Origin of the sequence: Bacillus sp. JJ1122 (assembly GCF_036964885.1) — a bacterium.
GTDB lineage: Bacteria > Bacillota > Bacilli > Bacillales > Cytobacillaceae > Mesobacillus.
Map to the genome: position 1 here is coordinate 176702 of NZ_JBALQL010000006.1, position 12881 is coordinate 189582.

The 12881-nt window shown below is 42.4% G+C and carries 12 protein-coding genes; 2 read left to right on the forward strand and 10 right to left on the reverse strand.

Annotated features, from left to right (window positions below):
* Positions 1 to 66: 66 nt before the first annotated feature.
* The 7 genes from ilvD to V7201_RS04605 form a co-directional block, all read right to left on the reverse strand.
* On the reverse strand, positions 67 to 1779 hold the full coding sequence (gene ilvD / locus V7201_RS04575) for a dihydroxy-acid dehydratase (RefSeq protein WP_335375605.1): 1713 nt from the start codon (positions 1777 to 1779) through the stop codon (positions 67 to 69).
* A gap of 220 nt (positions 1780 to 1999) precedes the next feature.
* On the reverse strand, positions 2000 to 3130 hold the full coding sequence (locus V7201_RS04580) for a conserved virulence factor C family protein (protein WP_335375606.1): 1131 nt from the start codon (positions 3128 to 3130) through the stop codon (positions 2000 to 2002).
* Positions 3131 to 3358: 228 nt separating this feature from the next.
* Positions 3359 to 5242 carry an ABC-F family ATP-binding cassette domain-containing protein gene (locus tag V7201_RS04585; RefSeq protein WP_335375607.1) on the reverse strand — a complete coding sequence of 628 codons (1884 nt, stop codon included), beginning with the start codon at positions 5240 to 5242 and terminating at the stop codon, positions 3359 to 3361.
* Positions 5239 to 5883, reverse strand: a complete 645-nt coding sequence (locus tag V7201_RS04590) for an HD domain-containing protein (protein WP_335375608.1) — start codon at positions 5881 to 5883, stop codon at positions 5239 to 5241. Before V7201_RS04590 ends, V7201_RS04585 begins: the two co-directional genes overlap by 4 nt.
* Before the next feature lie 317 nt (positions 5884 to 6200).
* Positions 6201 to 7049: a DegV family protein gene (locus tag V7201_RS04595; RefSeq protein WP_335375609.1), complete on the reverse strand. Its 849-nt coding sequence runs from the start codon at positions 7047 to 7049 to the stop codon at positions 6201 to 6203.
* A gap of 264 nt (positions 7050 to 7313) precedes the next feature.
* The gene (locus V7201_RS04600; RefSeq protein WP_335375610.1) at positions 7314 to 7844 is read right to left on the reverse strand and encodes a hypothetical protein; all 531 of its coding nucleotides are present in this window, start codon (positions 7842 to 7844) and stop codon (positions 7314 to 7316) included.
* Between the two features lie 21 nt (positions 7845 to 7865).
* The gene (locus V7201_RS04605) at positions 7866 to 9554 is read right to left on the reverse strand and encodes a formate--tetrahydrofolate ligase (protein ID WP_335375611.1); all 1689 of its coding nucleotides are present in this window, start codon (positions 9552 to 9554) and stop codon (positions 7866 to 7868) included.
* 184 nt (positions 9555 to 9738) lie between these two features.
* Here V7201_RS04605 and metA point away from each other — a divergent pair, with 184 nt between their 5' ends.
* Positions 9739 to 10647, forward strand: a complete 909-nt coding sequence (gene metA, locus V7201_RS04610; protein ID WP_335375612.1) for a homoserine O-acetyltransferase MetA — start codon at positions 9739 to 9741, stop codon at positions 10645 to 10647.
* 39 nt (positions 10648 to 10686) lie between these two features.
* Here metA and V7201_RS04615 read toward each other — a convergent pair whose 3' ends face one another.
* Both V7201_RS04615 and V7201_RS04620 read right to left on the reverse strand, forming a co-directional pair.
* Positions 10687 to 11379 carry an AIM24 family protein gene (locus V7201_RS04615; RefSeq protein ID WP_335375613.1) on the reverse strand — a complete coding sequence of 231 codons (693 nt, stop codon included), beginning with the start codon at positions 11377 to 11379 and terminating at the stop codon, positions 10687 to 10689.
* A gap of 17 nt (positions 11380 to 11396) precedes the next feature.
* Positions 11397 to 12071, reverse strand: a complete 675-nt coding sequence (locus V7201_RS04620; protein ID WP_335375614.1) for a class I SAM-dependent methyltransferase — start codon at positions 12069 to 12071, stop codon at positions 11397 to 11399.
* 129 nt (positions 12072 to 12200) lie between these two features.
* On the opposite strand from V7201_RS04620, the gene V7201_RS04625 reads away from it, so the two are divergent.
* Positions 12201 to 12419 (forward strand): DUF3892 domain-containing protein, encoded by a 219-nt coding sequence (locus tag V7201_RS04625; protein ID WP_335375615.1) that lies wholly within the window; start codon positions 12201 to 12203, stop codon positions 12417 to 12419.
* 29 nt (positions 12420 to 12448) lie between these two features.
* Here V7201_RS04625 and mntR read toward each other — a convergent pair whose 3' ends face one another.
* On the reverse strand, positions 12449 to 12871 hold the full coding sequence (mntR, locus tag V7201_RS04630; protein ID WP_335375616.1) for a transcriptional regulator MntR: 423 nt from the start codon (positions 12869 to 12871) through the stop codon (positions 12449 to 12451).
* Positions 12872 to 12881 lie beyond the last annotated feature (10 nt).

The window sequence follows — 12881 nt, forward strand, 5'->3', positions numbered from 1 at the left end:
CCTCCCAACAATAATTCAGTTTTAGCATACTATATTATCAATGTTCAACGCAATAAAAGAACAATCTCAAGAATGGACAGGATGCTCTGCCACTGTTTCTTCAAATGAATCGGTAACTGCTCCTTTTGATGAGCAGGATACTAACCTTGCATACTTTGCCAAAGTACCCCTTGACGGCAATGCTGGTGGGTTCCACGTCTGTTTCCGGGCCGCAAGCTCAGCATCACTTAAATTAACGCTCAATAACTTTTCCTCACTATCTATGGTGATTAGATCTCCATTTTTTATCAGGGCTATCGGTCCGCATACCTGAGCTTCAGGGGCAATGTGGCCGACAACAAGTCCATGGCTTCCTCCCGAGAATCTTCCATCTGTCAGTAGAGCTACACTTTCTCCAAGGCCTTTTCCGACAAGAATCCCAGACAGGGAGAGCATTTCTGGCATTCCCGGTCCCCCTTTAGGGCCCTCATACCGGATAACCAGGACATCACCTGCGACAATTTGGTTTGCCATAACAGCTTTTGAAGCAGATTCCTCATCATCAAACACTTTGGCAGGTCCCGTCATACTCTTTACCTTTAAGCCTGAAACTTTGGCAACTGCCCCATTAGGAGCCAGATTTCCTTTAAGAACTACTAACGGACCGTCTTTTCTTAAAGGTTCGCCTACTGGGTGGATTACTTGCTGACCTGCTTTTAAATCAGGAAATTCCTTCAAGTTCTCTTCAAGCGTTTTTCCAGTAACGGTCAGGCAGTCGCCATGCAACAAGCCTTCTTTTAATAACAGCTTCATTACCGCCGGGACACCGCCTGCTTCGAATAAATCTTGCATCACATACTTGCCGCTCGGCTTTAAATCAGCAATATGAGGTACTCTTTCTTGTAGTCTATTGAAATCCTCAAGTTTAAGATCAACTTCAGCACAATGGGCAATTGCCATTAAATGGAGGATGGCATTAGTGGATCCGCCCAGTGCCATGACAACTGTAATCGCGTTTTCAAACGCCTTCTTGGTTAAAATCTGTCTTGGACGGATGTCTTGCTCAAGCAATTGGTAGACGGCCTGACCTGCTGTGAAACAATCATCGTGCTTGGCTTCTGTTTCTGCCGGATTGGAGGAGCTGCCTGGCAAGCTCATTCCAAGGGCTTCAATAGCACTCGCCATTGTGTTAGCAGTGTACATTCCGCCACAAGAACCGGAACCTGGACATGCATGGCATTCGATTTTTTGAAGCTGCTCATCGCCAATTGCACCCTTGTTGTATTCACCGACCCCTTCAAAGGCAGAAACAATATCAATATCTTTCCCATCCAATTTCCCTGGTTTGATCGTCCCGCCATAAACGAATACAGATGGCAGGTCCATCCTGGCAATAGCCATCAAGCATCCTGGCATATTCTTATCACAGCCTCCGATTGCAACAAACCCATCAAGACTTTCACCCTGGACAACCGTCTCGATCGAGTCTGCGATCAAATCTCTGCTTGGCAGTGAATAACGCATGCCATCTGTACCCATCGATATCCCGTCAGAAACCGTAATTGTATTGAAAATAAGCGGTGCCCCACCCGCTGTTCTTGCTCCTTCTTTTGCCTTTAAAGCTAGTTTATCAATATGTATGTTACATGGAGTCACTTCGCTCCAGGTACTTGCAATGCCAATCATTGGCTTCTTAAAATCCTCTGTACTAAAGCCGACTGCCCTTAACATCGCCCTGTTCGGTGCCTTTCTCGCATCATCACTGAATACATGACTCTTTATCCTTAAATCCTTTACCATTGGATGTACCTCCCGATTTTTTATTCATTACAATAAACCTTTTTAAATTCAATTGCAATAATTTTCGAAAAATTATAATAATGTAAGCGAATTCATTTTTACAATGAGAAAAATTACCTATTAGATCATAAAGCAGATCACAATTTTTGAGTTTTTAGTGGCTTACGAAAAATAGCCAGGTTGCAAATTGCACCCTGGCCGCTCTGTTTACATAATAATATTATTGCTTTCTCGCTTCAGTCATCTGCTTCCATACTGATCCTTTGGCTTCCTCACCCTGTTCAATTCGGACGATTGCCAATTTCACCTGCATGCTAACTTCAAATTCCGGATCATTTTCGGCTTCTTTTAGAGCAGGTAGTGCTCTTTCGTCTCCAACCTCATAGAGGAACATCGCAGCACGCCAACGCACAAGCTTGCTCGGATCTTTCAAGGCCACCATCATTTCATCCATCGCTTCAGGATGGCCAAGATCTGACAAGCAATCCCCAGCGGTCCTTCTCACTGTGACAGTTTTATCCTTTAATGCTTTATATAGCAGCGGCAGTGCTTCTTTTTCCTCGATCATACCGAGATAAACTGTTGCCAGCCTGCGAATGGATGGCTTCTCATCATGCAACGCTTTTTCAAGCATTGGCAAATCCTCAACAGTTGGAGCCTCCATTTGCTCTAGCAGCTGGTACCTTATACGCCAATCTGGATCATCCAAATCGTCTGCTTTAATTCTTATTTTTTTCTTCGCAGATTTTATTTGTGCTTCCTGCGCAGGATTTTGTGTAACTGTTACAAGCTCCTTCAGCCTATCAGGTGGATAGGCCGCGAGAAGTTCTTCGACCACTTCATTTCCTACCTGTTCAAATTCGCCGTATCTGGCTCCAAGCTCCTTCCACCTGCGGACCATAACGATATTATCTTCCGGAGACTGGACTTCGCCAACGCTCTTTATAAAAAGATCCGGAAGGCCGAAGCGCTTCTCTTCAGTTCCATCTGTTAATTTAACTTGCATTGGAATACCTTTGTACACCTGAACTTGAACTTTAATTTCTCCAAAATGCTCATTTATTTTTGGTGTGCCATCGCTTGATTCCTCAGTTTCCTGACCAAAGGCTTTTCTCACCTCGGGTAAAATAGCCTGCCAGTCAAATTTTGCATTCCTCTCTACTGCAAGGAAATCTGCAACATGGTAAACACCTTTCACACCTTTGATGTCGAGTATTTTAACAATAACATCAGGTGCTCCGGCTGCAGCATCCTTCTTGTAATTATTGCTTTTGCCCATAGGAAGCTCTTCATCCAGATTTATTTTCATTGTATTCGGACTCGGTGTTGGTTCAATCGATAAAATTTTCACATTCCCACCCCTTTGTAATTATTAGGAATGAAGCCATTTTAACATAACATTATGCGGATAGCATCGAGAGTCACTTATCATGGGTAAGCAATTCCAAATACACCTTCCAGCTAAATTCAACAATACCTATGTTGATGTATTATACTTAGTTACATGTCGTGGATTTCACCCTTGTAACAGAAAAACTGACTCAGAAGGTCACATTCACGACCTTTTGAGTCAGTCTTTTTACTCATCTTCTGCAAGTTCACTTAAATAACTCCATCTTTCAATCAAATACTCAAGCTTTTCATTCAGCTCAGTCTCTTCATTTACCAAAGCCTGTCCTCTTTCAAAATCACTGCCGATATTCGCCATCTCACCCTGGATTGCTTCAAGACGATTTTCAGTTTCGGCTATTTTATCATCAATTTCTTCGAACTCTTTTTTATCCTTGTAGCTCATTCTCTTTTTCTTCGGCTTTTCGGCTGGTTCTGCTTTTTCTTTCTTTGAAACAGCAAGATCAGCTGCTGGCTTTGGACGCTTTTCGAGATAATCTGAATAATTGCCAAAATAAAGTGCTGTTCTGCCTTCGCCTTCAAGCACCAATACCTGATCAACAACCTTATCAAGGAAATAGCGGTCATGGGATACGCTTATGACAACGCCGGGGAAGTCTTCAAGATAGTCTTCCAATACAGTCAAAGTCTGGGTGTCAAGATCATTCGTCGGTTCATCCAGGAGCAGGACGTTTGGTTCTTCCATTAATAGTTTTAACAGATACAGCCGACGCTTTTCTCCTCCTGAAAGTTTCCGGATAGGAGTACCATGAGCATAGGGAGGGAACAGGAATCTTTCAAGCATTTGCGCGGCTGAAATGGTCTTTCCATCAGTCGTATGGACAATCTCCGCCGTTTCTTTCAGGTATTCGATCACCCGTTGATTTTCATCCATATCTTCGTTTTCCTGTGTATAATAAGCTATCTTTACGGTTTGTCCTGTAATGATTTCTCCTGAATCCAATTGTATCCTGCCAGAAAGGATATTCAGCAAAGTCGATTTGCCGGTGCCATTTCGGCCGATGATTCCCAATCTGTCGCCACGCTTTACCAGCAAATTGAACTGATCTAGAATGACCTTTCCATCATAATTCTTGGTAGCATCTTTTAATTCAAGCACCTGTTTTCCCAGTCTGCTTCCACTAAGTGAGATTTCCAGTTTTTCAGATGACTTCACATTTGAAACCTCGTCGTCAAGCTGATCAAAACGCTGGATCCTTGCTTTTTGTTTGGTCGTTCTGGCTTTGGCTCCCCTTCTGATCCATTCAAGCTCCTGCCTGAATAAGTTCTTCTTTTTTTCAAAAGATGCAGCTTCATTTTCTTCCCGGATTGCTTTGGCTTCAAGGAAACTCGCATAGTTCCCTTTATAGCTATATAAAGATCCTCCATCCAATTCAAAAATCCTGTTCGTAACCCTGTCCAGGAAATAACGATCATGCGTCACGAGTAAAAGAGATCCTGAATATCTCGACAAATAGTCTTCAAGCCATTTTACTGTTTCATAATCAAGATGGTTCGTAGGTTCATCGAGTATTAACAAGTCTGGTGATTCTATTAAAACTTGCGCCAGTGCAACACGCTTCTTCTGTCCACCTGATAGCTCATGCATTTTCTTCGAGAAATCAGTGATACCCAGTTGCATTAAAATAGACTTTGCTGCTGTATTTGCATCCCATCCATCTGAGCTGTCCATCTGCCTCTGCAATTCAAAAAGTTTTTCCTGCAGTACATTGTCTTCAGGCTTGCTGCCCAAATCAGATAGAACCAACTCATAATCCCTCATCAATTTGAGGATTGGCGCATCCCCGCTGAATACTTGATCAAGGACCGTCCGCCCTGGTTCCATTTCTGGCTGCTGTGAAAGATAGGAAATTTTATAGTCTTTAGCAAATATTATTTCTCCTGAATCAGGCTGGTCGATGCCAGCGACAATTTTAAGTAATGAGGATTTACCTGTACCGTTCACTCCAATAAGACCAACTCTTTCACGCTCACCAACCGTAAAGGAAATCCCTTTGAATAATTCTTTTTCCCCGTATGTTTTCGTCACGTTCTCAATCGTGATCATCTTCATGCCTTACCATTCCATTCACTGTAAAATTGTGCAAGGAAGCTTTCCATGAATGCATGCCTTTCCTTAGCAAGCTTCTTTGCCTGTTCAGTATTCATTTTATCTTTCAGCTTCAATAATTTTTCATAAAAATGATTGATAGAAGAACTATCGCCAGTACGATATTCTTCCAGGGTCATATCTTCCCTGACAGAAATGCCAGGATCGAAAATAGGGTGGCCTTTCTTGCCCCCATATGCAAATGTCCGGGCAATCCCAATCGCCCCAAGTGCATCCAGGCGGTCTGCATCCTGGACTATTTCAGCTTCAAGGCTGCTAAGTTCGATCTCTCGGCCCCCTTTAAAGGAAACCGTTTCGATACAATCCTTTATTAAATCGGCAATATTGCTCTCAAGCTCAAGTTCTGACAAAAATGAATCCAGCTTAGACCATCCGGCTTCTTCTGACTCGTTCAACTTTTCATCAGGTATGTCATGAAGCAAGGCTGCCATTTCTATAATGAACCAATCTCCTTTTTGTTCTTTGCTCCATATTAAACGGGCATTCTTCCTGACTCTGTCAATATGGTGCCAGTCATGCCCGGATGAATCCTTGCCTAATTCTTTTTTTACAAATGCCTCTGCGGCTTCAATCTTCTCTCTCATTTACTGCACCTACTTTCCTTCGGAAACTATTTTACCATATAGAATGCAATCGACTGTAGATATGTATTTTTACCATGGAAGAACGGATTTGCATAGGAGAATAACCTATTGAAACATTCATTCCCCTGTTTTCTTGCCATACATTATTCCAATGGACATTGTTGTATCATTCATTGCCCTGTTTTACTGTTATCTGTTTTCCTGTTATGTCTTGTTCCAGAGGACCTTTTTGAATCTTGAACCGCCCGATTTTCATGCCACTCATATTCTAATGCAGATTTTTAATATTTCCAAAAAGAAAAAGTGCCAATTGGCACTTAAACGTTTGCGTTATTCCAGCTGATACCTATGGTATGTTCGCCAGCATGAACGCCGATGACTGCTCCTATTGGGCAGCTTTTGAATTTAATATCAGGAAATTCGTTTTCCAGCTGGGATTGCCAGTCATCCGCTACCTCTTTATGCAGACCGTAAAGGATATAAACTTCTTTAACCTTATACACTTCATGGGATGACCTTAAATAATCAAACATTTTTTCCCGTGCTTTTTTGTCGCTTCGCACCTTATCCTTTGTATTTAAGCCGCCGTCCTCGATACTGATGATTGGTTTAATGCTCAGCATGCTGCCAAGGTAAAACTGTAATCCTGACATACGTCCGCTTCTATGGAGCTGCTGCAGGCTGCCAACCATTACATACGTTTCATTTGAATTGCGCAATATCTCGAGCTTTTCCATAATCTCTTCAATACTTGCACCTTGTTCTGCCAATGCAATGCCCTTTTTTAATTGGGATGTCAGCGGGAATGTTAATATTTTCGAGTCGAATGTTAGTACAGGGATTTCGACTGATTGAGAAGCCTGTACGCTCGAAGCAACTGTTCCGCTTAGCTTGGCTGAGACAAGAATAGAAAAAACCGCATCATAATCTTTTGCCAGCTGCTCGTATAATTCCATGAAAACCCCTACTGGTGGCTGTGATGTCTTGGGTGGTGTTTTTAAGCTTTTTAATCTTTCGTATAATTCTTCAGCAGTTAAATCTTTGCCATCTAAATATTCTACATTGTCTAAGACTATGGTCATTGGCACTTGATATACATCAGGGTGATTTCTTAGTTCTTCATCTAAATAAGCTGTACTATCGGTTACCCATGCGATTTTTTTCAAACGCTTTCCTCCTTTTATAAAATGGCTGTGTTAATCTTGTCTGTTGATTTCCGCTCCAGGCGCTTCGCTTTCCGGGGGGCGTCAGGTGAGCCCCCAGGAGTCTTCGCGCCTTCCGCTCCAATCAACAGGTGCTAAAAAATCATCATTGTACTTTAACACAGTCTATAAAATAAATGTATTTCTCCGTAGTATTACTAGATTATTCTGAAAACTGCAGACGAATTCCTGCCTATCACGGCAGGAAACATTGAATCTATTGAAATTTTAGGACAATGAAGCCTTGAGCTTTACCAAGGATTGAATCATATAACCAATCATTTCTGTGAGATCGTCAATCTGATTCTCGTAAATGAGTCTGTTAAATGAAATTGATGCTTTATTCTTTACAAGGGATGAGTCCTCTAAAGCGTGAATCTGGACGATTTGTTCAATTACCCGGCCAGATCCCCAAATCTCTTCTAAAACAGTATGAATCCTTTTGTAAAGACTTGATTCATTACGATGGATCAGTGAAAAGTGAATAACGACTTTACATCCTGCAAGGTGCGCAGCATGTTTCATGTCCATCAGCTCGGCAGAAAGATTTTCAAGTCCCGCCTCGAGTGTCATGGTCGCATTCACACCTGAATGTTCATCTCCAGGCAAACAGCATGTTATTTCATATTTTCGCGACAGCTTTGCAGTGTTAATCCAGTCATTTCGGTCTATGACCAATATTTCGCCACTTAAATCTCTGTCATAAATTGCGCCTTCGATCACGACTTTGATATTTTCAAATGCTGTCGGGTCAAACATGAATTCCCACTCCTTTTTTGCCTAGAAAAGTCCTACTGCGTTCCCATCCTCATCAACATCCATATTGAGTGCAGCCGGAAGTTTTGGGAGTCCAGGCATTGTCATCACTTCACCTGTCAGGGCCACGATGAACCCTGCACCCACAGATGGCTTTAATTCTCGCACTGTAATCTTGAATCCTGAAGGCCTTCCAAGCTTTTGCGGATCATCCGAAAGAGAATATTGCGTTTTAGCCATACATACCGGAAGAACTCCCCAACCATAGGCTTCAAACTCACTAAGCTGTTTCTTAGCTTTTGGTGAAAATTCTACTCCATCTGCCCCATAAACCTGGCGGGCGATTGTCTGGATTTTCACTTCCAGAGGGTCTGACAAGTCATATAAATGGGCAAAGGTATTTTCTTTGCTGCTGATTACATCAAGCAATGTTTCTGCCAGTGCCAGACCTCCAGCTCCTCCCTTTTCCCACACTTCAGTCAGCGCAGCCGGAATTCCTGCATCTCCGCATAATTCCAGTAATGTATTTGTTTCAAGCTCGGTATCAGTTATAAATTTATTAATCGCCACAATATACGGAAGACCGAAACCGGCAATTGTTTCGACATGCTTCTTCAAGTTCTTAAAGCCATCTCTTAATGCCTGCACATCTTCTTTTACAAGCTCAGTTTTTTTCAGCCCGCCATGCATTTTGAGGGCCCTTATTGTAGCGACAATCACAACAGCAGCAGGTTGGATTCCAGCAGTCCTTGCCTTGATATTAAGAAACTTTTCCGCACCCAGATCTGCACCGAATCCTGCTTCGGTTACGACAAAGTCTGCAAGCTTCGAAGCCGCATCCGTCGCTATTACACTATTACACCCATGGGCAATGTTCGCAAAAGGTCCGCCGTGGATCAATGCAGGAGTATGCTCAATTGTCTGAACGAGATTCGGCTTTACTGCCTCCTTGAGCAGAAGTGTTAACGCACCTTCAACTCCAAGGTCTCCAACAGTGACAGGCTGCCTGTTATAATCATAAGCTACGACCATTTTCGCCAGCCTGCGCTTTAAATCTTTCAAATCGCTGGCAAGGCAAAGAACCGCCATAATTTCAGAAGCAACTGTAATATCAAAGCCGTCTTCACGAGGAACTCCCTGGATAGGTCCTCCAAGACCAATGACAACTTTTCTTAAAGCGCGGTCATTAAGATCAAGCGCTCTCTTCCAAACGATCCTCCGCTGATCAATATTAAGCTGATTGCCCTGCTGCAGATGATTATCAATCAATGCTGCCAGAGCATTATTGGCAGTTGTTATCGCGTGAAGGTCACCAGTAAAGTGCAGGTTGATGTCTTCCATTGGAAGAACTTGTGCAAACCCTCCACCCGTTGCTCCTCCCTTGATCCCCATTGTCGGTCCTAAAGAGGGCTCACGCATCGCGATCATTGTTTTTTGGCCGAGTCTGTTCAAAGCATCTGCAAGGCCGACAGTCACTGTGGACTTTCCTTCTCCTGCCGGAGTTGGGTTAGTTGCAGTAACAAGAATGACCTTACCGCTTTCTTTCGTTTTAAGTTTTGCAAGAGCTTCTGCTGAGAGCTTAGCCTTGTATTTTCCAAACAGCTCAATTTCATCGGCATCGAGGCCGAGCTTAGCTGCAATTTCCGTAATTGGTTTCATTTTACTTTCACGAGCAATTTCAATATCTGACTTAACTTGAATATTCGTTTCCATCCTCAATACCCCCAGATATTCTATATATGCTTACCAATTTATATTCTACCATCACAGCAAAGCAATCAGGATAAAAATATTCATATGACACAAAAATACCCCTTTAGTCAATTGCTCCGTCAAAGAATTCAGATTATAATAAACTTTATTACAATTCGAGCTGCTTTTTAAAGGAGGTTATCTCATGCCAATAAAAATCCCATATCATCTTCCCGCAAGAGAGATTCTGGAAAAGGAAAATATTTTCATCATGGATGAAGGCCGGGCAGCACAACAGGATATCCGTCCTCTCAATATTTTAATCCTTAACCTGATGCCAGAGAAAGAGAAGACAGAAAGACAGTTGCTTCGACTGCTTGGGAATACTCCTCTCCAAGTGAATATCAATTTCTTAAAAACAGCTTCATATGAATCCAAAAACACATCAAGTTATCATCTAGCTGAATTTTACCAGACCTTTGAACAGGTTAAGGAAAAAAAATTTGACGGGATGATCATTACTGGGGCACCTATTGAGCTCCTCGATTTCGAGAGCGTTGAGTATTGGGAGGAACTCACGGAAATTTTTAGCTGGGCAGATCAGAATGTTACCTCCACATTGCATATATGCTGGGGTGCACAGGCTGCATTGTACTACCATTATGGAATCGGAAAATACGAGCTTCCAAAAAAGTGCTCTGGGGTTTACATACATCATGTGCTGGATAGGAAAGCGAAACTCTTGAGAGGGTTTGATGATGTATTCAAAGCACCACATTCGAGAAATACTGATGTATCAATTGATGAATTGATGAAAAATAAGAATCTTAAGCTGCTCGCCTCTTCAGAAGAAGCAGGGCCCTTAATCATCTCATCAGCTGATGGCAAAAAAATCATGATTACTGGCCACTTGGAATACGAAGGCTCTACATTGGCCGAAGAATATGCCCGTGATAAAGCAAAAGGGATTTCAATCCATATGCCTGAATATTATTTTCCCGAGGATAATCCGGTTCAGACGCCGTTAAACAGCTGGCGGTCGCATGCACACTTATTCTTTTCCAATTGGCTCAATTATTACGTATACCAGGAAACACCTTATGATTGGGATTAACAGCAAAGAGAGGCATCGTGGTCGATGCCTCTGTTTTGTTTATGCTTGAGGAGAATAGTATACTTCCTCATACGGCTGGACAACGACAAATCCATCACCGCTGAATTTCATTTGTATCGATTCTCCGCTTCCCCGGCCAAGGAAGGTTTTTAACGAAATATCAGTGACGAAATCGGGCTGCAAATTCCCTGACCATGCCACTGTCGCATTTGGATCTGTATACACTGGATTATCCTGGCTGACAAGAAGTGTCAATGGTTCATAATGAGACGTAATTGCTACCATTCCTGTTCCCTCTAGCCGAACATTGAACAATCCTCCTGACAGCAGTCCAGCCACTCGCCGCATCAGTTTGATATCCCAGCTGATAGAAGGTTCGAATGCAAGAAGATCATTTCCGTTAACAAATATAGATTCATTCTGAAGGTTTAAAATCGATATTTTTTTCCCTTGGTCTGCCAAATAAAGCTTCCCATTCCCGGTTGCTTTCATGAGTGACGTACCCTCACCTGTCAAAGCCTTCTTGAACATCTTTCCCAGACCATGCTCGAGAATTCCTTCTCGTTCAAACTTGATATTTCCTCGGAACGACACCATCGCCCCCGCTTTCGACCACACCTGCCCATTCAAGTTAATTTCCAGCATTCTAGGAGTCTCAATTTCGAATAACCCTTCGCCTTTATCCTGCTGTTTCGTATTACTCACAAATTCATTGATTGAATATCGGCTCATTCCCTTTTCCTCCTAACTTATTTCAGTTGAAACATAAAGACCCACATAAAGGAAAGGGCTTGCTGAAGTTCGTTTGGCAGTGATCCAAGAGCGAGCTGTTCCGCAGCTTTTTTATAAACACCATACTCGCCTACCTTCTTCCAGCCATTTTCAACCGCTAGCCTTTCAAGCTCCCAGGGCATGATTGTATTGCAAATCACATCATCGCCATATAGTCTTCGGTAGCTATTAATTCTTGGACCCGCTGTCGGCCCTAAAATGCCAATGCAGGCAAAGCCATCTGGTTTCAATATCCTGGCAGCTTCGTTTAATGATTTATATGGACTTATTGTCCATTCAAAGGAATTGATCGCCATAACCGCTTCAAATGCTTCACTCCGAATTCCGCAATTTGATAATTCCGCTTTATGAAATGCAATATTTTCATTTCGGGGATTCTCCCGGGCTTTTCCCAGCATTTCATCCGAAACATCGATTCCTGTTACTTTATATCCTTCTTCTGCTAATTTCTCTGATCCAATTCCATCTCCGCAGCCTAAGTCGCACACAGCGGCGCCAGCTGGAACGTATTTTTTAATGAAAGGGACAATATCTTTCCTGCTTCCTGTTTCCCACATTCCCCTGCTTCGGGAGTTCCAGGACGATGCCATTTCGTCCCATTTTTTCTCTGATTCCAATTCCCAATTGAACATGTCCTCTTGTTCACCTGCCTAGTTTCTATTAACTGCATCCTTAGTTATTTCGCGATAAAAACATAATTTCCTTTTAGTTTATTTTTCAATATTAAGTGCAAGACTAGAAGGATGAAAGGAGAGGATTTTATGGATCCAGAGCAATTAGTTGCGATTCACAAAAACCATGCCGGAGAGATCATCAGCTTCCAGACCTCAAGCGGACGGATTATTTCTTATCGAAAGGCTTTGAATGAAGCTGAAGCAGGTTTCATTACTGGAGTTAATATCAATGAAACTGAAGAGGGTCCTGCATCTTTGGTTTCTGCTGATGGACTAGAGTTAAATCAATTTCCAGATATATACTAAAAAACACCTGACTAATGTCAGGTGTTTTTTCAATCTTCTTCATTCTGTTTCTGGATTGCCCTTAACTCTTCTACTCGGGATTCATCTTCTTCAAAGTATTGAACGAGGTCCCCAATTCTGTCGATTGCGTCCCAGCTTAAATGATGCTCAATTCCTTCAACATCATTGTAAATATTCTCATCCTTAACGCCAATCACCTTGAGTAATTGTTCCAGCAATTCATGGCGGTAGACCAATCGCTTGCCGGTCTTAATTCCCTTTGGTGTCAGCATCAGGCCGCGATATTTTTCATACACTAAAAATTGATCCTTATCAAGCTTCTGGACCATCTTGGTTACCGAGGAGGGATGGACGGATAATGCTTCTGCGATATCCGATACACGGGCATAGCCCTTCTCTTCTATCAAATTATATATTTGTTCAATGTAATCTTCCATACTGGGTGTTGTCATCCCTTGACCT